The organism is Agreia sp., assembly GCF_964263775.1.
In the GTDB taxonomy this organism is placed as follows: Bacteria; Actinomycetota; Actinomycetes; order Actinomycetales; family Microbacteriaceae; genus Agreia.
The window spans coordinates 1-20,403 of record NZ_CAXVWM010000117.1 but is presented as its reverse complement, the minus strand read 5'-3'; the positions used below and the strand labels follow the sequence as shown (position 1 = coordinate 20,403).

Genomic DNA, 20,403 nt, shown 5'->3' with positions numbered 1-20,403 from the left:
GCGCCTGTTGCTCGCCAAACGGCGTGAACAGGCGTGGAGGGACTGTTGCTTATTGTAGGACGGCCGAGCCGACGCTCAGCGCGCGGTGCCGGACGCCAGCTGGGCGGCCAGGCGAGCGACGCCCTCGACGCCGTCTTCTGCCAGGGCGCGCACGAGCGCGGATCCGACGATCGCACCGTCGGCGTAGCCGAGGATCTCGGCGATCTGGTCGGCGGTGGAGACGCCGATGCCGACGCAGGCGCTGGTGGATCCGACGGAGCGCAGCCGGCCGACGAGCTTCTCTGCGGCTGCGCCGAGTTCGGCCCGTGCGCCGGTCGTTCCCATCGTCGAGACCGTGTAGACGAATCCCCGGCTGTTCTCGACGGCGAGTTCGAGGCGTTCATCGGTCGAGGTGGGCGCTGCCAGAAAAACCCTGTCGAGGCCGGTGCGGTCGCTCTCGCACAGCCAGTCGGCGCCGGAGTCGACGGTGAGGTCGGGCGTGATGAGCCCGGCTCCCCCGGCGGACAGGAGATCGTCGGCGAATCGCGCGACGCCGTACTGTACGACGGGATTCCAGTAGGTCATCAGAAGGATGGGCGCGTCGACCCGGGCCCGGATCTTCTCGACCGCCGTGAACGCGTCGCGCAGCCGGAAGCCGCCGTCGAGAGACGCCTGCGCCGCCCTCTGGATGACCGGGCCGTCCATCACCGGATCTGAGTACGGGATGCCGAGCTCGAGAACGTCGACGCCGTTCTCGACGAGGACCACGGCGGCGTCGATGCTGTCATCGAGGTTGGGGTAGCCGATGGGAAGGTAGCCGATGAAGGCACCTGCGCGAGCCGTGCGGCTGGCCTCGATAGCGGATGCGACGGGAGATTTTACGACGCTCGCGGCGGTCATGCGCCGGCCCCGGCATCCAGAACGCCGAAGTAGGCGCCCGCGGTCTCGACGTCTTTGTCGCCCCGGCCGGACAGGTTGACGAGGATGGTCGCATTCTCGCCCAGGGTGCGGCCGAGCTCGAGAGCGCCGGCCAGGGCGTGCGCCGACTCGATGGCGGGGATGATGCCCTCGGTCTGGCACAGCAGCCGGAACGCCTGCATGGCGGCTGCATCGGTGACCGGTGTGTAGGTGGCGCGACCGATGGAGGCGAGCCAGGCGTGCTCAGGGCCCACGCCCGGGTAGTCGAGACCTGCGGAGATGGAGTGCGAGTCGATGGTCTGGCCATCGGCGTCTTGAAGCATGATGCTTCGAGATCCGTGCAGCACTCCGGGCCTGCCCTTGGTGATCGTCGCCGCGTGCCGCACGGTTTCGACGCCGTCGCCTCCGGCCTCGAACCCGTGCAGCGCCACGTCGGGGTCGTCGAGGAACGCGTGGAAGATTCCGATCGCGTTCGATCCGCCGCCCACGCAGGCCACGACGGCATCCGGCAGCGAGCCTGTGAGGTCGATGACCTGCTGCCGCGCCTCTTCGCCGATGACCTTCACGAAGTCGCGCACCATCACGGGAAACGGATGGGGGCCGGCGACCGTGCCCAGGAGATAGTGGGTGTTCTCGACGTTGGCGACCCAGTCTCGGAACGCCTCGTTCAGGGCGTCTTTGAGCGTGCGTGTGCCGGTGGTCACGGGAATGACCTCGGCGCCGAGGAGGCGCATCCGCGCCACGTTCAGCGCCTGGCGCTCGGTGTCGACCTCGCCCATGTAGACGACGCAGTCCATGCCGAAGAGGGCGGCCGCGGTCGCGGTGGCGACGCCGTGCTGGCCCGCGCCGGTCTCGGCGATGAGTCGCGTCTTTCCGATGCGCTTGGCGATCAGCGCCTGCCCCAGTACGTTGCAGATCTTGTGCGAACCCGTGTGGTTCAGATCTTCTCGCTTGAGGAGGATGCGTGCACCGCCGGCGTGCGCGGCGAAACGGGGAACCTCTGTGATGATCGACGGGCGCCCCGTGTAGGTGCGATGCAACTCTGCGAGCTCGCGGCCGAACTCGGGGTCTGCCCTGGCGAGGTCGTAGGCTGCGGAGAGTTCGTCGAGCGCGGCTATGAGGGACTCCGGCATGAACCGGCCCCCGAACTCGCCGAAGAACGGGCCCTGCTCGTCGCGCAGGTGGGTGCGGATCGCTTCTGTCGTCATGGGGTCACGCTCAGGAATTCTGTGAGGGTCTGGCGCGGGCTGCCGTGGGTGACGAGGGCTTCTCCCACAAGCACGACGTCTGCGCCGGCACGGCGATAGTGGGCCACGTCGTCGGCGGTCTTCACCGCGGATTCCGCGATGCGTACTGTGCCGTCGGGAATGCCGCCCGCGAGACGGCCGAACAGGTCGGGGTCGAGCTCGAACGAGCTCAGGTCGCGCGCGTTGACCCCGATGACGCGAGAACCGAGATCGATCGCCCGGCTGACCTCGTCAGCCGAGTGCGTCTCGACCAGCGCGGTCATGCCGAGCTCGGTGATCAGCGCGTGCAACCGCATCAGCGTCTTCTGCTCGAGGGCCGCCACGATGAGCAGAACGAGATCGGCACCGGCGGCGCGGGCCTCGAACACCTGGTACTCAAGACCGATGAAGTCTTTGCGCAGCACCGGGATGGTGACCGCGGCACGCACGGCGCGAAGGTCGTCGAGGGAACCGCCGAAGCGACGACCCTCGGTGAGCACGCTCACCGCGCTCGCGCCCCCGGCCTCGTACTCACGCGCGAGGGCCTGCGGGTCGACGATGTCGGCGAGGGCGCCCTTGGACGGGCTGGATCGCTTGATCTCGGCGATCACCTTGACGTGATCTGCCGGCGCCAGGAAGGAGAGCGCATCGAGGGGCGCGGGAGCCGCGAGCGCTGCTGCCTCGACGACCGACAGGCTCGCGGCCTGCTGTCGCGTCGCGGCGTCGTCGACTGCCCCGGCGAGGAGCTGGTCGAGCACCCTCTAGTGTCCCTTGCCGGCGTACCGCGGGCTGTAGGCGCCGTACCCGGCGACCGACAGGATCTTGCCGAGGATCGCGCCCACGATCACGAGCCCTGCGGATGCCCAGACGAGCCACTGCACGTCGAAGAAGAACGCTACGGTGCCGATGCTGAAGGCGATCAACATGACGATCACGGCCGTCCAGGCCGCCGGCGAATGGCCGTGGCCCGGTTCTTCAGAAACGCTGCTCATGGAACTCCTCTTGTTCGAAGGTCAATAGTAGTCGAAAACGGATGCCCGGCCCGGCGTCCAGAGGCCTACGCGGTCGGGTCGGTTCCGCGGCTCAGGCTGTCCCAGTTGTCGACCGATGCGGCTTTGCGGCGTACCGCGGCGTCGTCCGGACTCTCCGCGACGCCGGGCGTAGTCTCGTCGGGATCGGTTTCATCGTCGACGAGGTCGAGTAGGTCGTCTGCGCCCCGCACACGGCCGTCTTCAGACGCGAATCGCGCGGACTGATATCTGCGGCCCGAAGTCGGCCACCGGGTCGTCGTGACGGCCACGGCGACGCCCAGAGCAGCGAGCAGGGCGCCCAGCACGATGGCGACGACGGGCCAGGCGGTGACAGCCTCGCTCTCGGCGATCGCCCGGATCGATTCTTTCCCGGCCACGCCGGTCGCCGCGGTCACGACCGGGGCGCCCGCGGTCACGGGGTCGATGAGCGGCCCGGCACCCGAGAGGGCGATGCTCGCCCCGAGCAGAACCTGGAGCACGCCGAGCACGATGCGGATGACCGGGCCCGCGATCGCGAGCGCCGCGGCGCTCGCGAGCCCCGCGAGTCCAAGCGCCGCCAGCGCGGGTGCCGCGGTGGCCCCGGGCACGTCGAGGGTGCGACCGGATGCTCCGTCGCCCGTCACGCCGACGGTTCCCCACGACTGCGACCACGCCAGGAATACGAGTGCACTCACGACGACGACGCCGAGGATCATCAGGCCTTTGAGGCGGTTCGATCCCTGTCGCGGCTCTGCGGTGGTGCCCCCGTGGTCGGTCGTCATACGACGCGCCGCATGGCGTTCGCGATCGCGACGGCCCGAAGAGGCGCAGCTGCTTTGTTCTGCGACTCGATGAACTCGGAGTCGGGGTCTGAGTCGGCGACCAGTCCCCCGCCGGCCTGCACGTGCGCCACGCCCGATTCGATCGTGGCAGTGCGGATGGCGATGGCCAGGTCTGCGTCGCCCGCGAATCCGAAGTAGCCCACGACGCCGCCGTAGGCCCCGCGCTGGGCGGGTTCGAGGTCGTCGATGATCTGCAGGGCTCGCGGCTTGGGTGCGCCGGAGAGGGTTCCGGCCGGGAAGGTCGCGCTGAAGACGTCGATCGCCGTGACCCCCGGCCTGATCGCCCCCTCTACCGACGAGACGATGTGCATGATGTGGCTGAACCGCTCGACACGCATGAACTCGGTGACCTCGACGGTTCCCGGCACGCACACTTTGAGCAGATCGTTGCGGGCGAGGTCGACGAGCATCAGGTGCTCGGACTTCTCTTTCTCGTCGCCGAGGAGTTCGTGCTCCAGCTCGAGGTCGTGCTCGACACTTGCTCCGCGGGGGCGGGATCCGGCGATCGGGTGGGTGAAGGCCCGACCGTTCTCGACCTTGACCAGAGCTTCGGGGCTGGAACCGACGATCGTGTAGGGCGTCTTGTCCGGGCGCTCGAGGGCCAGCAGGTAGAGGTACGGGCTGGGGTTCAGGGTGCGCAGCACGCGATAGACGTCGATCGGCTCCGCCCGGGACTCGAGGTCGAAGCGTTGCGAGATGACGACCTGAAAGACGTCGCCGTCGCGGATGTGCACCTTGGCGCGCTCGATCGCGTCGAGGAAGTCGCCGCGATCCGTGCGTGCCACGGGCTCGCCCACCGTGTCGAAGTCGGCCTCGTCGAGCCGCGTCTCCGTCGGCTTCGCCAGCTCCGCCTGCAGGGCGTCGAGACGCTCCTGCGAATCGAGCCAGTGCGCATCCGCGTCACCCGACGGGTCGGCGAGCACCGTCGTGATCAGCTGCACGGTGCCCGTGAGGTGGTCGATCACGACCAGGTCGCGCACGAATCCCATGGCCTGGCTCGGAAGCGCGTAGTCGGCCGGTGGACGATCGGGAAGGTGCTCGATCTGTCGGATGGTCTCCCAGCCGATGAAGCCGACGAGCCCGCCGGTCAGCGGAGGATGACCCGGGATGACCGGCGTCTGCCAGATGTGGAAGAGAGCCGAGAGGGCCGCGAGCGGCTGCGCGGGCAATCCGTCGGGAAACGCGTCGGACTCGGACAGTCCGAGATCGACCCACACGGCACCGTCGGCCTCGCTGGTGAGCACGCCGTAGCTCGACACCCCGATGAACGAGAATCTCGACCACACGCCTCCCTGGCCTGCGGACTCGAGCAGAAACGACCCTGCTCGACCCTGGGCGAGTTTGCGATAGACGCCTACGGGCGTCTCGCCGTCTGCGAAGAGCGTGCGAAGAACGGGCAGCACCCGGTGGGTGCCGAGGAGGCCGTCGAACTCCGTTCGTGTGGTCGAGGACACGCGCCCGCCGATCACGCCGACTCCCCCGCTGAGCCGAGCACGGGTTCGAGGGGATCGACGTCGAAACACGCCCTGGCGCCCGTGTGGCAGGCGGCACCGACCTGTTCGACCTGCACCAGGAGCGTGTCGTCGTCGCAGTCGAGTGCCGCCCCGCGCACGTACTGCGCGTGGCCCGACGTGTCGCCCTTTCTCCAGAACTCCTGGCGGGACCGCGACCAGAAGGTGACACGGCCCTCGGTGAGGGTGCGACGCAGCGCTTCGGCGTTCATGTAGCCCAGCATAAGAACTTCTTTCGTGTCCCACTGCTGGATGATCGCGGGCAGGAGTCCGTCGGCCGCGAATTGTGCGCGCGCGAGGATCGCGGCGACATCGTCTGCTGGCTGGGTCGTCGAATCTGGCTGGGTCGTCGAATCTGGCTGGGTCATCGGATCAGGGCTCCGTCTCGTCTGAGTTCGTCTTTGACCTGGCCGATGGTCAGTTCACGGTTGTGGAAGACGGATGCGGCGAGCACGGCGTCGGCGCCGGCTCGCACCGCCTCGGCAAAGTGCTCGAGCCTGCCGGCGCCGCCTGATGCGATCACGGGCACGCGGCTGATCGACCGCAGCACGCCGATGAGCTCGAGGTCGAAGCCGTCTTTGGTGCCGTCGGCATCGATTGAATTGACCAGCAGCTCGCCCGCGCCGCGCCTGATCGCCTCGGCAGCCCAGTCGAGGGCGTCGAGTTTCGACTCGCGGCGGCCGCCGTGCGTCGTGACGACGAAGCCCGAGGGCACCGTGTCGCTGCGTTTGATGTCGAGCGAGAGCACGATGACCTGGGCACCGAACCTGTCGGCGATCTCGTCGATCAGTGCGGGCCTGGCGATGGCCGCGCTGTTCACGCCGATCTTGTCGGCCCCGGATGCGAGGAGCCGGGCCACGTCGTCGGCCGATCGCACTCCCCCGCCGACCGTGAGGGGGATGAAGACCTGTTCCGCGGTCTTGCGAACCACGTCGTAGGTCGTCGAGCGGTCGTCGACCGTTGCCGTCACGTCGAGAAAGGTGAGTTCGTCGGCGCCCTGCTCGGCATAGCTTCGGGCGAGTTCGACGGGATCCCCGGCGTCTCGCAGATTCTCGAACTTGACGCCCTTCACCACGCGGCCCGCGGCCACGTCGAGACAGGGAATCACACGAACGGCGACGCCCATGGTCAGATGCGAGCGGCGTGGATCGGACTGACGAGGATCGCGCGTGCTCCGACGTCGTACAGGGCGTCCATCACCTGGTTGGTGTCTGCCAGCGGAACCATGGACCTCACGGCGACCCAGTCGGGATCGCGGAGGGGTGAGATCGTGGGCGACTCGAGTCCGGGCGTGATCGCGGCGGCGACGTCTAGCTCCGAAAGCGGAACGTCGTAGTCCATCAGCACGTACTGGCGCGCGACCAGAACGCCCTGCAGTCGACGCAGCAACGTGTCGGCGCCGGGCTTGTCGACTCCCGACGAGATCACGACGGCGGAGGATTCGAGGATGATGGGGCCGAAGATGGTGAGACCGGCCTTCTTCAGCGTCGATCCGGTCGACACCACGTCGGCCACGGCGTCCGCGACTCCGAGGCGCACGGCCGACTCGACGGCGCCATCGAGACGCACGAGTGTGGCAGAGACGGAGTGCCCGGCCAGGAAGGCTTTCACCAGGCCCGGGTAGCTGGTCGCGACCCGCCGGCCCTCGAGTTCGGACACCTCGCTGAAGTCGCCATCCGGACCCGCGAAGCGGAATGTCGACTCGCCGAATTGAAGTGAGGCGATCTCGCGGGCGGGCGACTCGGAGTCGAGGAGCAGGTCGCGCCCCGTGATGCCGATGTCGAGGGCACCGCTGCCGACGTAGGTGGCGATGTCGCGGGGGCGGAGATAGAAGAACTCCACGCCGTTGCGTTCATCGACGAGGTGCAGTTCTCGTGTGTCGCGTCGGGTCTGGTACCCCGACTCGGCAAGCATCTGCACGGCGGTTTCGGACAGGGAGCCCTTGTTGGGCACCGCGATCTTGAGCATAGGAGTCTTTCGAGGTTTCGGCAGGCGAAGAGCACGCACTGTCTGGGCAGCTATGAGAACGAACGGGTGGGAGCCGTGCTCACAGATGTCGGTACACGTCGGCCGGCGTCAGTCCTTTTGCCAGGAGCAGCACGTGCAGGTGATACAGCAGCTGCGAGATCTCGGCGGCCAGCTCGTCGTCGGATTCGTATTCCGCGGCCATCCAGACCTCTGCGGCTTCTTCGACGATCTTCTTGCCGATGAAATGCACACCGGCGTCGAGTTCGCGCACGGTGCCCGAGCCGTCTGGACGCTCGAGCGCCTTCGCGCTCAGCTCGGAGAACAGCTCATCGAAAGTCTTCACGTCAGCAGTTTAGGCGACGTGCGTGTGCTGGAGTGCCGTGTCGCGAAGCAGCTGAACCTGGGCGCCCGCGTCGTCGGCGCCGAACACGCTCGAGCCCGCGACGAAGGTGTCGGCTCCCGCACGGGCAGCGACCTCGATTGTCTCGTCGTTGATGCCGCCGTCGACCTGCAGCCAGATGTCGAGCCCCGTACGCGACGCGACCTCGCGTGCGGTGACCAGCTTGTTCATCGTCTCGGGCATGAACGATTGCCCGCCGAAGCCCGGCTCGACCGTCATGACCAGAAGCTGGTCGAACTCGCCGAGCACGTCGAGGTAGGGCTCGACCGGGGTGCCGGGTTTGATGGCGAGCCCGGCACGTGCGCCGATCTGCCGGAGGCGACGAGCCAATGTGACCGGCTCGTCTGTGGCCTCGGCATGGAAGGTGACCGAGAAGACGCCGAGCTCGGCGAACGTCGGCGCCCAGCGATCGACGTCGGTGATCATCAGGTGCATGTCGAGCGGAAGCTCGGTCACCTGGAGAAGCCGCTCGACCACGGGGACGCCGAACGTCAGATTCGGCACGAAATGGTTGTCCATGACATCGACGTGCACCGCATCCGCAGACGCGATTCGGTCGAGTTCCGTCGCGAGATGGGCGAAGTCGGCGGCCAGGATGCTGGGATTGATACGCACGGGCATACCGATCAGCCTAGCCAGTGCGCCGAGGCGCATGGGTTCGGCTCACCGCCGGTCGGCCGCCTTGCGAAAGAGTGCGATGAACATCGCATCGGTCTCGTCGATGTGAGGCCAGAGCTGCACCTGCGATGCTTCGGCGGCCTGGGCCTCGCTGCCCGAGATCGCCTCGATGACGGCTCGGGTGTCGAGTGCGGTGAGGCGGTCACCCCAGCGGGACAACGCGCCGACCACCTGCCCGCGGGTTTCGGCCACATGCGGCGAGCAGGTGACATAGGCCAGGATGCCGCCGGGACGCAGCGCCTCGACCGCCGAGTCGATGAGTCGCTGCTGCAGCTCGACGAGGTCGGCCACGTCGCGCGGACTCTTGCGCCAGCGTGCCTCGGGCCGTCGTCGCAGTGCGCCCAACCCGGTGCAGGGCGCATCGACGAGGATGCGATCGAACGACTCCGGTTGCACGGCACCGATGGTCGTGCCGTCGAGTTGCCAGACCTCAGGCGGATCGTCGATGGCCTCGAGGGCATTTCTCACCAGCTGGGCTCGCGCCGGGACGGGTTCGTTGGCGGTGAGGACCGCTGCGCCCAGGCGCGCCTCGGCGGCCAACACGGCGGACTTGCCTCCTGGCCCGGCGCAGAGGTCGAGCCACTTCTCACCCGGGGCGATGTCGGCGGCACGGCTGAGCGCGAGGGCTGCGAGCTGCGACCCCTCGTCTTGCACGCGCACGGTTCCCGCGCGCACCTCGGCGATGTCGCTGGGGTCTCCCCCGGTGGCGGAGAAGCCGATAGGAGAGCGGCGGGTCGTGCGCCCCGGAACCGTGATCTCCGATCGATCGGCCAGTCCGGGCAACGCCACGAGCCCCAGGCGCGGAGGAACGTTATCCGCCTCGAGCAGATCGCGAAGCTCGTTCTCGAGATCGCCTGATGAAACTCCCGACGCCGTCAGCGAACGGCGGAACGCGCGGATGATCCAGGTCGGGTGCGAGTACTCTGCGGCGAGGCGTGTGTCGTCGTCTTTCGCATCGGCGATCACCCGGTCACGCCACGCGTCGGGTTCGGTGCGGGTGATGGTGCGCAGCACGCCGTTGACGAATCCCGTGGCCGAGCGCGAGCTCACGAGGCGGGCGAGCTCGACTGACTCGTTGACCGCGGCGTGGCGCGCCACGCGCATGCCGAGCAGCTGGTGAACGGCCAGTTCGAGTACGTCGAGCACGACCGGGTCGATCTTGTCGACCGGGCGCGCGGCCGCGAGGGCGATGACCCTGTCGTAGTAGCCGCGCATGCGCAGCGTGCCGTAGGTGAGTTCGGTCGCGAGGGCCGCGTCATTGGTCTGAAGCCTGGCCCTGGCCAGTTTGGTGGGGAGCAACAGGTTGGCGTAGGCGTCGTCGACGCGCACGGCGGTGATCACCTCGAGCGCGATGCGACGCGCGGGCTGCACTATCGAAGACGGGGTGGGTCGCGAGCTCATGGGGTGCCGAATCTGTCGGTGATTGCGGTGCCGGTGCCTGAGGCGCCGGTGATGGTGGCGCCGGACGCGGAACTGTCGGCGCTGTGCGACTGCGCGGCGTCGAGACCCCGCCACCAAGCGGTCGCCGGCATGGGCTTCTTGCCCGCGGGTTGCACTCGGAGCAGTTCGATGGGTGTGCTGGCCGTGCCGATCAGCACTCGGGCTCCGTCGCCCCCGAGCACGCCGGGGCGCAGCGCCGCGGTCTCGTAGGCGGGAGCGGCCTCGAGGATTTTGACCCGGAGCCCGTCGATGATCGAGAAGGCACCCGGCTCGGGCGTGGTGGCCCGGATGCGACGGAACACGGCGTCGGCGTCGTGGGCCCAGTCGATGCGGGCGTGTTCGAGGGTGATCTTCGGGGCCAGGGTGACGTCGCCGTGCTGCTCGAGCGCGCGAGCGGTACCGGCCTGCAGGTCATCGACGACCTTCAGGGTGAGCGCCGCCCCGTCATGGGACAGCGCCTCGAGAAGATGGCCCGACGTCTCGTGGGCGCCGATGGGTCGAACGACGCGCGCGAACTCCGGCCCCGCGTCGAGCGCGGCCACGAGCTGGAACACGGTGGCTCCTCCGTCGGTGTCCCCGCTCAGAATCGACCACTGCACCGGCGCTGCTCCGCGCCAGCGGGGAAGAAGCGAGAAGTGCAGGTTGATCCAGCCGAGGCGGGGTGTCTCGAGCAGCGGACTGCGCACAAGGCCCCCGTAGGCCACGATCACGCCGAGGTCGGGCTGCAGGTCGGCCACCCGTTCCGTGACGATGTCGTCGAGTCTGTTCGCCCGGATGCTCGGGATGCCGAGCTCGACCGCCCGGGCCGCGACCGGAGACGGGGTGAGCACGCGCTTTCGCCCCTGAAGCGCGTCTTCGCGCGTGATGACCGACGCGATCTCGTGACCGCGCGCGAGCAGCTCGAGTGTCGGAAGGGCGACGGCGGGAGTGCCCGCGAAGACGATTTTCATTCCAGGACCTCCGTGTCGTCGAATCGAACCCTCAGCACAGGCGGGGGCCTGAAGCTGGTCTTGGTGCCGGTCGCCTTGCTCGTCTGGCGCTTCGTTCGACCGGTCGCATTGCGGATGATCGACGAGCGAAGACTGCGCGCGACCTCGGCACCGAACGCGTAGTCGAACCGAATCGTGGCCCGAACGAGGCCGTCGCCGGCATCGACGGGGCCCAACACGTCAATTGTCGCCGTTTCATGATCGGGTACCGAATCGGGCAGTGTTGAGATCGCCTGCTCGACGGTCTCTGCGCGGCCGGTGACCGTGGCGAGGCGAACCATGGGCGGAAACCGAAGCGCGCGCCTGTCGGGGAGCTCGGCGGCGGTGAATCGATGCTGGCTCCATGTGACGAGAGCTCGGGCCAGTGCTCCCCCGACGCCCACGATGACCGCCGGTGCGCGCGGTGCCGCCAGGGCGATGGCGTTCGACCACCACCGGAGGCAGTCCTCGGCGACGGTCAGCGACTCGCGTGCGAGCATGCGCTCGCCGTCGAGCAGCAGGATGGCCCGGTATCCGCCATTGGCGACCGGCTCCGCGCCCCGGGTGGCGACGACGAGTGCAGGCCGGGCATCGACGGTGAGCTGCGGCCTCTCGCCGTCGGAGACGATGACCCGAATTCCCGGAAAAGCCCGGCCCAGCTCTTCTGCCGTGCGAGACGTTCCCGCGGTGACGAGACGGATGCGTGTGGACTCGCAGTGTCGGCAGTGCCAGTCGGCGGCGATCGCACCGCACAGTTCGCACGACGGCGTCTGACCGGCGCCGCCGAGTCGGAGGGTGCCTTCGCAGACTCGGCAGCGCGCCGGAGTTCGACAGTCTTGGCACGCCAGTACGGGGACGTAGCCCGGGCGGGCCACCTGAACGAGTACGGGGCCGTCTTCGAGCGCGCGCCGGGCCGTGTTGTACGCGGCAGACGGGATGCGCGCGTGCGCTGCAGCCTCGGAGCCCGGCTGGTCGGCCGTGGGAACGACGTGGGGAAGCACCGCCGGGTCGGGGGCGAACGGTGTCACGTACCCGATCTCGACCAGACGTTCGAGCCAGGTGCTGCGCGAATGGGAGGCGAAGAGCAGCGCACAGCCGGACTGCTCCTGGCGCACGAGCGCCACGTCGCGGGTCGACGCGTAGGGGCTGAGGGGCTCGTTGTGGAGGGGGTCGGCGTCGTCCCAGACGGCGATGAGTCCGAGCCTCTCCGCGGGAGCGTAGACGACCGAGCGGTTGCCCACGATGACCCGGGGCGCCTCTTCGAGGCACCGAAGAAAGGCCCGGTACCGGTCGGCGTTCGACTGGCGGGCGTCGAGTTGGGAGACCCTGTCGAGGGGCACGAGTACGGCGAGGGCTTGCATGATCTGATGCTGATCGCGATAGTCGGGCACGGCCAGGATGGCGCTGCGGCCGGATGCGAGCGTTCGAGCGGCCGCCTCGGCGAGGGTGACGGCCCAGCGACCGATCCAGACGCCCGGCGACACCTCGTGTACGGCGGGAATGGCCGCCACGGCGACGCGTCTGCCCTCTTCGAGCGCGCGGTCGAGCACCTGGGCGCCGTATCCGGTCACCGTCGGGTTGGCCCGGTATTCGGTCGAAGGATTCACGCCCTGCTGCTCGAGTTGCCACGCCTTCTCGACCCGCACCTGCCGGGGAGGTACGGCCAGCCGCACGACGTCGCTCGCGCTGCCCGCCGCGCGCTCCGACACCCGCCGGGCGAGATTCCAGACGTCGTTCGTCAGAACGGGCACCGGCGAAATGACTTCGTCGATCTCGCTGAGCGCGCCGGGGTACTCGACCGCTTCGGTGGTCTCGACGATATAGCCGCGCGCTATGCGGCCTGCGGAACGGAGCGGGACCTTGACGCGGACGCCGGGTCTCGCCTGCTCGAGCAGTGCGCTCGGCACGGCGTAGTCGAAGAGCCGGTCGAGCTGCGGCAGGGTGGATTCGAGCATCACCCGGGCTATGAGCTGCGGCTCGTGCGCGGTCTGCGCTGCCATCACCTAGATGCGTGCTGCGGCCTGCAGGTCGGCGACACGATCGAGCCTCTCCCACGTGAAATCGGCACGTTCGCGACCGAAGTGCCCGTACGTGGCGGTGGCTCCGTAGATCGGCCGAAGCAGGTCGAGGTGCTGGATGATGGCCGCCGGGCGCAGGTCGAAGACCTCGGTGATCGCGTCGATGATGCGGTCGTCGGGTAGCTTTCCGGTTCCGAAGGTCTCGACGTAGAGGCCGACGGGTGCGGCCTTTCCGATGGCGTAGGCGACCTGCACCTCGAGCCTGTCGGCGAAACCGGCGGCGACTGCGTTCTTGGCGACCCATCGCATGGCATAGGCGGCCGACCGGTCGACCTTCGACGGGTCTTTGCCGCTGAAGGCGCCACCGCCGTGGCGGGACGCGCCCCCGTAGGTGTCGACGATGATCTTGCGGCCGGTGAGCCCGGCGTCGCCCTGCGGACCGCCCACGACGAACCTGCCGGTCGGATTGATGAGGAAGTCGGCCGACCGGGAATCGAGGTTGCTGTCGGCGAGCACCGGCTTGATGACGAGCTCTTCGATGTCGTGGAAGAGGTCGGCGTTGGTCACAGACTCGGTGTGCTGGGTCGAGAGCACGACCGTCTCGATGGTCTTCGGCACGATGCCGTCGTAGCCGATGGTGACCTGGGTCTTGCCGTCGGGTCGCAGGTAGTCGAGCTGGCCGGTCTTGCGCACGTCGGCCAGGCGCTCGGCCAGTCGGTGCGCGAGCCAGATGGGCAGCGGCATGAGCTGAGGTGTCTCGGTGGTGGCGAAACCGAACATGATTCCCTGGTCGCCGGCACCCTGCAGGTCGAACGGATCGGTGCGCGACTCGCCCTGGCGGTTCTCCCACGCGTTGTCGACGCCGGCGGCGATCTCGGGCGACTGGGCGCCAATCGAGACCGAGACTCCGCAACTGGCGCCGTCGAATCCGACGTCGCTCGACGTGTAGCCGATCGACGACACCTTCTCGCGCACGATAGTGGGGATGTCGACGTAGCCAGACGTCGTGACCTCGCCGGCGACGTGCACGAGGCCGGTGGTGACGAGCGTCTCGACGGCGACGCGACTGAACGGGTCTACCTCGAGCAGGGCATCGAGGATGCTGTCGGAGATCTGGTCGCAGATCTTGTCGGGGTGTCCTTCGGTGACGGACTCGGACGTGAAGAGGCGAAGGCTCGTCATGGTGCTCCAGGGAGTTCTGAGGGATTGCGGTGCCTGTCTTCGAGCAGTCGCTCGGCAAGCACAGACAGGATCTCATCGGCCACCGACAGCTTGCTGCCCCGGGCCTCGATCACTATAGACCCGGCGCGGTCGAGGACCGTCACGGCGTTTCCCTCCGTGGCGAAACCCTCCGTCCAGCCGACCCGGTTCACGACGAGCAAGTCACAGCCCTTGCGCGCGATCTTGGATCGGCCGAGTGCGAGGAGATCCTCGTCTGTGTCGGCGGTCTCGGCCGCGAAACCGATCACGAGCTGGTCGGCGCGGGCTGCGGCTGCGGCGGCGGCGAGGATGTCGGGATTCTTCACCAGCTCGAGCGTCAAGATGTCGCCGACCGCGTCTTTCTTGATCTTCGCGTTCGAGACGGTGGCCGGCCGGTAATCTGCCACCGCGGCCGCCATGATGATGGCGTCGTGCGCGGGCGCCTCGGCCTCGACGGCGTCGGCCAACTGGGCCGTGGTCTCGACCGAGACGACGGTGACGGTCTCGGGAAGCGGCACCTCGACATGGGCGGCGATGAGGGTGACGCTCGCCCCGCGCGCGGCGGCGGCCTGGGCCAGGGCCGTGCCCTGCCTGCCGCTCGAACGGTTGCCGAGAAAACGCACGGGGTCGAGCGGCTCCCGGGTTCCGCCGGCGGTCACGAGGATACGAACGCCGTGCAGGTCGTGGCGTACGGCCTCATTCGCGGCCGCGACGGCCAGGGATGCGGCGACGATGTCGTCGACCTCGGCCATCCGCCCGGCGCCCGAATCCGTGCCGGTGAGCTGGCCGCTCGCCGGGCCGACGAAATGGAAGCTGCGCGCGGCGAGCATGGCCGCGTTCGCGACCGTGGCCGCGTTCTGCCACATCTCCGTGTGCATGGCGGGGGCGACGACGATGGGCGCCTTCGACGCGAGGACGGTGTTGCCGAGCAGATCGTCGGCGAGGCCCGCCGCCAGCTTGGCGAGGGAATTGGCCGTGGCGGGGGCGATGACGATGAGGTCGGCCGACTGCCCGATCGAGACGTGTCGCACCTCGGCGACCGCCTCGTAGAGGTCTGTGTGCACGACGTTGCGCGAGATGGCCTCGAGCGTGGGCTTGCCGACGAATCGGAGGGCGTGTTCTGTGGCGACGACCTGCACCTCGTGGCCCGCCAGCACGAACGCGCGCACGACGCCCACGGCCTTGTATGCCGCGATGCCGCCCGTGATGCCCACCACGATGCGCAGTCTCTTCTGCGGTTGTGTCATCTCAGTTGTGTCATGTCAGTTGTGCCCCTGTGCCGAAACCCGCGTCATTAACGAAAGAATCCGCTCCCCCGGCTGTGCGGGTCTGAACCCGACCACAGCCCGGGAAACGGACCTGCATTCGCTGCTGCTACTCGGTCGCCGCGACGGGCTTGACCGTGAGCTTGTCTTCGTTGATCTCGTGCATGGCGACCGAGAGGGGCTTGTCATCGATGGTCGAATCGACCAGCGGTCCGACGTTGTCGAAGAGGCTTCCCTCGTGCAGGTCTGCGTAGTAGTCGTTGATCTGGCGGGCGCGCTTGGATGCGAAGATCACGAGCGCGTACTTGGATTCGACCTTCGACAGCAGTTCGTCGATGGGGGGATCGATGATGCCCTGTGCCCTGTTGACCATGGTCATGCTCCTTGAGTGGCCTCGCCGGCCGGGTAGAGAAAAACGGTGTGCATCGAGGTGCGGACTTCTGTGCACAAGTACACGAGTCTACTGCATGAGTTCCACGACGTCACGTGCGGCCGTCTCGACGTCGTTGTTCACGATGAGATAGTCGAATTCGTTCTGCGCGGCCAACTCGACCTCGGCGGTCGCCAGTCGACGCTCCTGCTCCTCGTTCGTCTCCGTGCCGCGTCCGGTGAGCCGGCGAACGAGTTCGGCCCAACTGGGAGGCAGCAGGAAGACGAGTCGTGCCTCGCGCATGGCCTCGCGAACCTGTCGGGCGCCCTGGATGTCGATCTCGAGCAGCACGCTCCGGCCCTCGGACAGCGCTTTCTCGATCGGCGCGCGGGGCGTGCCGTACCGCGACGAGTTGTGCACGACGGCCCATTCGAGGAATTCGCCGGCCGCGATCATCCGGTCGAACTCGGCGTCATCGACGAAGAAGTAGCTGATGCCGTCGACCTCGCCCGGGCGGGGGGCCCGCGTCGTGGCCGAGACCGAGAGCAGCACTCCGGGCACGTTCTCTCTGATCCAGGTCGACACGGTTCCCTTGCCCACCGCGGTGGGGCCGGCGAGCACCACGAGCCGCGAGGCGGTCTCGTCGCCCGAGAACGGAGCCCGCTTCACCAGGTACTCCCGCAGTCTGTCGCGCTGCAGCGCCCCGAGACCGCCCAGACGCTTGCTGGGCGAGATCGAGAGGCGCTCGATGACCCGCTCGATACGCACGCGTCCCAGCCCGGGGATGCCCTGCAGCAGATCGGTCACGCGCATGCCCGCTTCAAGGCTGTGCGGATGCGACGTCGCACGGTCGAGAACGCCCGTCGCGCTGCGACGCTGCTCGGTCACGGCCTTCTTGATGGCTGCTCGGGCGCGCCGGGCGGCGATGGCCGCCCGGGATCCCGCGGCTCGGTCGACATCGGGAACGGTCATGACAGGGCTCCGGCTAGTTGGTCCGCCTGGTCGGCGAGCGTCTTTCTGAGGTCGGATGGTCCTGAAGACAGGGCCGATCTCGACGTGCTGACGATGGTGCCGGCCGCGAGCGGGCCGTAGATCGGGCGGAGACGAGCGAACTGCGCTCCCTGGTGGCCGAAGCCGGGGGCGAGCACGGGCATCCTCGGTGCGGTGTCTCCGAGGTTGCGCACATCGACGCCGTAGTCGAGAAGGTTCTTCGTTGCGCCGAGCACGACTCCGATGCTACCGAGAGCGCTGCTTTCTCCGGTGTCGGCGCCGGGTCGGGTTCTGTTCCACTCGTCGATCTCGGTGGCGACGAGGCCCGCGACGGTTGATCCCCGGCGGTCGCCGGCAGATATCGTCGCCGACTGCACGCCGTGCGACTCCGGATTCGACGTGGCCGCGAGCACGAACGCCCCTTTGCCGTGCAGCCGGGCGAGCTCGAACACCCCCGTGAGGGAACCCGTGCCCGCGTACGCCGCGAGGGTCACCGCGTCGGCTTCGAGCGGAGATCCGGGCTTCAGCCAGGCCTCACCGTACGCCTCGACGCTCGAGCCGATATCGCCGCGTTTCGCATCGGCGATCACGAGGAGCCCGGCGCTCCTCGCCGTAGCGATGATCTCTTCGAGGGCGGCGAACCCGGCCGAGCCGAAGGCCTCGAAGAACGCCACCTGCGGTTTGACGATGCCGAGCGTGCCGTGCGCGGCATCCACCACCCTCAGCCCGAACTCGCGCAGGCCGGCCACCGTGCGGGGCAGGCCCCACGCATCCAGCAGAAAATCATGCGGATCGATGCCGACGCACAGCTGCCCGAACCGCGCGATGCTCGTCTGCAGGCGCTGCCCGAACGACCGGGTCACAGGCGGCCCGCCCTCGCGATGGCGTACTCCTGCAGGCTCGAGACGTCGAAACCTTCGCGGGTGGCCTCGAATGAGGCCACCGCGGCCCCCAGCTGAGCAATCGTGGTGAAGAGGGGCTTGTCGGCCGCGACGGCCGCGGCGCGGATCTCGTAGCCGTCGGCGCGGGCGCTCGAACCGCTCGGCGTGTTCACGACGATGTCGACCTCATCGCGGTTGATGAGGTCGACGACGGTGGGCTCCAGGGAGTCGGACGACCCGCCCTCGCTGAACTTGCGCACGATGCGGGCCGTGATTCCGTTGCGGTTCAACACCTCGGCTGTGCCCCCGGTCGCGAGAATGTCGAAGCCCAGCTCGAGCAGGCGCAGAACCGGCAGCACGATGGCGCGTTTGTCGCGATCGGACACCGAGACGAAGACGGTGCCCGAGGTGGGCAGGCCGCCGTACGCGGCCTCCTGGCTCTTGGCGAACGCGCGCGGGAAGTCGCGGTCGATGCCCATGACCTCGCCGGTCGATCGCATCTCGGGGCCCAGCAGCGAGTCGACGATGAGACCGTCTTTCGTGCGGAAGCGCTTGAACGGCAGCACGGCCTCCTTGACGGCGATCGGCGAGTCGAGCGGAACGATCGAGCCGTCGACGACGGGCAGCATGCCCTCGGCCTTCAGTTCGGCGATCGTCGTGCCGACCATGATGCGCGACGCGGCCTTGGCCAGCGGGATGCCCAGGGCCTTCGCCACGAACGGCACCGTGCGTGAGGCGCGCGGGTTGGCTTCGAGAACGTAGAGGATGCCCTGGCCGATGGCGAACTGCACGTTGAGGAGGCCCTGCACGCCGATGCCCTCGGCGATGGCGAGCGTCGCGGTTCGCACCCTGTCGATGACCTCGCGGCCGAGGGTGACCGGGGGAAGCGTGCAACTCGAGTCACCCGAGTGGATGCCCGCCTCCTCGATGTGCTCCATGATGCCGCCGACGTAGAGTTCGTGGCCGTCGTAGAGGGCGTCGACGTCGATCTCGATCGCGTCGTCGAGGAAGCGGTCGACGAGCAGCGGGTGGGCCGGATCGATGATGCCCTGGCCTGCCATGCGCGAGAAGTAGTCCTCGAGCGACGGGGAGTCGTAGACGATCTCCATGCCGCGCCCCCCGAGAACATAGGAGGGGCGCACGAGCACCGGGTATCCGATGTCTTCGGCGATGGTGACTGCGCCTCTGAAGTCGCTCGCGGTTCCGTTCTTCGGGGCGAGCAGCTTCGCGTCATCGAGGATCTTCGAGAAGAGGCCGCGCTCCTCTGCGAGGTCGATGGCCTCGGGCGTGGTTCCGAGGATCGGCACGCCCGCCGCCTTGAGGCCCTTGGCGAGGCCGAGAGCGGTCTGGCCGCCGAGCTGCACGACCACTCCCACGAGCTCACCCGATGAGCTCTCGGCGTGGATGACCTCGAGCACGTCTTCGAGGGTCAGCGGCTCGAAGTAGAGGCGGTCGCTGGTGTCGTAGTCGGTCGACACGGTCTCGGGGTTGCAGTTGATCATGATCGTCTCGAAGCCCGCGTCGCTCAGGGCGAACGACGCGTGCACGCAGGAGTAGTCGAACTCGACCCCCTGGCCGATGCGGTTCGGGCCCGAGCCGAGGATGACGACCTTGCGGCGGTCCGACGGCTCGACCTCGGTCTCGAAGTCGTAGCTCGAGTAGTGGTACGGCGTGAGCGCCGGGAACTCGCCCGCGCAGGTGTCGACGGTCTTGAAGACGGGGCGCACGCCCAGGATGTGGCGCACCTCGCGCACCTCGTTCTCGCCAAAGCCGCGGAGCGCCCCGATCTGCGCGTCGGAGAATCCGTGCTCCTTCGCCAGCACGAACATGTTCGTGTCGGCGTTCTCGCTCGAGGCGATGGCCTCGGCGACCTCGTTGATCAGCACGATCTGGTCGATGAACCAGGGGTCGATCTTGGTGCACTCGAAGACCTCTTCGGCGGTGGCACCGGCGCGCAGCGCCTGCTGCACGGTGACGATGCGGCCGTCGGTGGGCACGCCGGCCAGGGCCAGCAATTCGTCTTTGGATGCGTCGAGCGGCTCCCAGTGGAACGACGAGCCGCGCTTCTCCAGCGACCGCAGGGCCTTCTGCAGGGCCTGGCTGTAATTGCGGCCGATGGCCATCGCCTCGCCGACCGACTTCATGGTGGTCGTGAGGGTGGTGTCGGCCGCCGGGAACTTCTCGAACGCGAAGCGGGGAACCTTCACGACCACGTAGTCGAGCGTCGGCTCGAACGAGGCGGGAGTGACCTTGGTGATGTCGTTCGGAATCTCGTCGAGGTGGTAGCCGATGGCCAGCTTCGCCGCGATCTTCGCGATCGGGAACCCGGTCGCCTTCGACGCCAGTGCGCTCGAGCGCGACACACGCGGGTTCATCTCGATCACGATGACGCGGCCGTTCGCGGGGTCGATCGCGAACTGGATGTTGCAGCCGCCGGTGTCGACGCCGACGGCCCGGATGATGTCGATGCCGATGTTGCGGAGGTTCTGGTACTCGCGGTCGGTCAGCGTGAGTGCCGGGGCGACGGTGATCGAGTCGCCGGTGTGCACACCGACGGGGTCGACGTTCTCGATCGAGCACACCACGACCGTGTTGTCGGCCGTGTCGCGCATGAGCTCGAGCTCGTACTCCTTCCAGCCGAGGATCGATTCCTCGAGGAGCACCTCGGTGGTCGGCGAGTCGCGAAGGCCCGCACCGCCGATGCGGCGCAGGTCCGTCTCGTTGTAGGCGAAGCCCGAC

At 68.2% G+C, this 20,403-nt stretch carries 20 protein-coding genes; all 20 read right to left on the bottom strand.

The genetic code is table 11. From position 1 onward, the window contains the following. Positions 1 to 75: 75 nt before the first annotated feature. Positions 76 to 879, bottom strand: a complete 804-nt coding sequence (trpA, locus tag ACE5CZ_RS08675) for a tryptophan synthase subunit alpha (protein ID WP_374946929.1) — start codon at positions 877 to 879, stop codon at positions 76 to 78. Beyond that, positions 876 to 2,105: a tryptophan synthase subunit beta gene (gene trpB / locus ACE5CZ_RS08670; RefSeq protein ID WP_374946928.1), complete on the bottom strand. Its 1,230-nt coding sequence runs from the start codon at positions 2,103 to 2,105 to the stop codon at positions 876 to 878. The genes trpA and trpB overlap by 4 nt, the downstream gene beginning before the upstream one ends. Next, positions 2,102 to 2,881: an indole-3-glycerol phosphate synthase TrpC gene (gene trpC / locus ACE5CZ_RS08665; RefSeq protein ID WP_374946927.1), complete on the bottom strand. Its 780-nt coding sequence runs from the start codon at positions 2,879 to 2,881 to the stop codon at positions 2,102 to 2,104. Before trpC ends, trpB begins: the two co-directional genes overlap by 4 nt. 3 nt (positions 2,882 to 2,884) lie before the next feature. Beyond that, complete coding sequence (locus ACE5CZ_RS08660) at positions 2,885 to 3,115, bottom strand: DUF6704 family protein (protein ID WP_374946926.1); 231 nt, start codon at positions 3,113 to 3,115, stop codon at positions 2,885 to 2,887. Positions 3,116 to 3,180: 65 nt separating this feature from the next. Beyond that, on the bottom strand, positions 3,181 to 3,915 hold the full coding sequence (locus ACE5CZ_RS08655) for a Trp biosynthesis-associated membrane protein (protein ID WP_374946925.1): 735 nt from the start codon (positions 3,913 to 3,915) through the stop codon (positions 3,181 to 3,183). Next, complete coding sequence (locus ACE5CZ_RS08650) at positions 3,912 to 5,429, bottom strand: anthranilate synthase component I (RefSeq protein ID WP_374946924.1); 1,518 nt, start codon at positions 5,427 to 5,429, stop codon at positions 3,912 to 3,914. Before ACE5CZ_RS08650 ends, ACE5CZ_RS08655 begins: the two co-directional genes overlap by 4 nt. 11 nt (positions 5,430 to 5,440) lie before the next feature. Next, a complete protein-coding gene (hisI, locus tag ACE5CZ_RS08645) occupies positions 5,441 to 5,854 on the bottom strand; it encodes a phosphoribosyl-AMP cyclohydrolase (protein WP_374946923.1) in 414 nt (137 codons plus the stop codon). After that, positions 5,851 to 6,612: an imidazole glycerol phosphate synthase subunit HisF gene (gene hisF / locus ACE5CZ_RS08640; RefSeq protein WP_374946922.1), complete on the bottom strand. Its 762-nt coding sequence runs from the start codon at positions 6,610 to 6,612 to the stop codon at positions 5,851 to 5,853. The genes hisI and hisF overlap by 4 nt, the downstream gene beginning before the upstream one ends. A gap of 2 nt (positions 6,613 to 6,614) precedes the next feature. After that, entirely contained in the window at positions 6,615 to 7,454 is an 840-nt protein-coding gene (gene hisG, locus ACE5CZ_RS08635) for an ATP phosphoribosyltransferase (protein ID WP_374946921.1), read from the bottom strand. Positions 7,455 to 7,533: 79 nt separating this feature from the next. Continuing rightward, positions 7,534 to 7,797, bottom strand: coding sequence for a phosphoribosyl-ATP diphosphatase (locus tag ACE5CZ_RS08630; protein ID WP_374946920.1), 264 nt, complete (start codon positions 7,795 to 7,797; stop codon positions 7,534 to 7,536). 9 nt (positions 7,798 to 7,806) lie between these two features. Then, complete coding sequence (gene rpe, locus ACE5CZ_RS08625) at positions 7,807 to 8,475, bottom strand: ribulose-phosphate 3-epimerase (RefSeq protein WP_374946919.1); 669 nt, start codon at positions 8,473 to 8,475, stop codon at positions 7,807 to 7,809. 42 nt (positions 8,476 to 8,517) lie between these two features. Then, positions 8,518 to 9,933: an RsmB/NOP family class I SAM-dependent RNA methyltransferase gene (locus ACE5CZ_RS08620; RefSeq protein WP_374946918.1), complete on the bottom strand. Its 1,416-nt coding sequence runs from the start codon at positions 9,931 to 9,933 to the stop codon at positions 8,518 to 8,520. Continuing rightward, positions 9,930 to 10,922, bottom strand: a complete 993-nt coding sequence (gene fmt / locus ACE5CZ_RS08615; protein WP_374946917.1) for a methionyl-tRNA formyltransferase — start codon at positions 10,920 to 10,922, stop codon at positions 9,930 to 9,932. The genes ACE5CZ_RS08620 and fmt overlap by 4 nt, the downstream gene beginning before the upstream one ends. Continuing rightward, a complete protein-coding gene (locus ACE5CZ_RS08610) occupies positions 10,919 to 12,940 on the bottom strand; it encodes a primosomal protein N' (RefSeq protein ID WP_374946916.1) in 2,022 nt (673 codons plus the stop codon). Before ACE5CZ_RS08610 ends, fmt begins: the two co-directional genes overlap by 4 nt. A 3-nt stretch (positions 12,941 to 12,943) precedes the next feature. Next, on the bottom strand, positions 12,944 to 14,140 hold the full coding sequence (gene metK / locus ACE5CZ_RS08605) for a methionine adenosyltransferase (protein ID WP_374946915.1): 1,197 nt from the start codon (positions 14,138 to 14,140) through the stop codon (positions 12,944 to 12,946). After that, on the bottom strand, positions 14,137 to 15,405 hold the full coding sequence (gene coaBC / locus ACE5CZ_RS08600; protein ID WP_374946914.1) for a bifunctional phosphopantothenoylcysteine decarboxylase/phosphopantothenate--cysteine ligase CoaBC: 1,269 nt from the start codon (positions 15,403 to 15,405) through the stop codon (positions 14,137 to 14,139). The genes metK and coaBC overlap by 4 nt, the downstream gene beginning before the upstream one ends. Positions 15,406 to 15,532: 127 nt before the next feature. Continuing rightward, positions 15,533 to 15,796, bottom strand: a complete 264-nt coding sequence (rpoZ, locus tag ACE5CZ_RS08595; protein WP_374946913.1) for a DNA-directed RNA polymerase subunit omega — start codon at positions 15,794 to 15,796, stop codon at positions 15,533 to 15,535. Between the two features lie 87 nt (positions 15,797 to 15,883). After that, positions 15,884 to 16,765: a guanylate kinase gene (gene gmk / locus ACE5CZ_RS08590; protein ID WP_374946912.1), complete on the bottom strand. Its 882-nt coding sequence runs from the start codon at positions 16,763 to 16,765 to the stop codon at positions 15,884 to 15,886. Beyond that, positions 16,762 to 17,646: an orotidine-5'-phosphate decarboxylase gene (gene pyrF / locus ACE5CZ_RS08585; RefSeq protein WP_374946911.1), complete on the bottom strand. Its 885-nt coding sequence runs from the start codon at positions 17,644 to 17,646 to the stop codon at positions 16,762 to 16,764. Before pyrF ends, gmk begins: the two co-directional genes overlap by 4 nt. After that, positions 17,643 to 20,403, bottom strand: a 2,761-nt coding sequence (gene carB / locus ACE5CZ_RS08580) for a carbamoyl-phosphate synthase large subunit (RefSeq protein WP_374946910.1), incomplete at its 5' end; no start/stop codon positions are given. The genes pyrF and carB, both read right to left, overlap by 4 nt.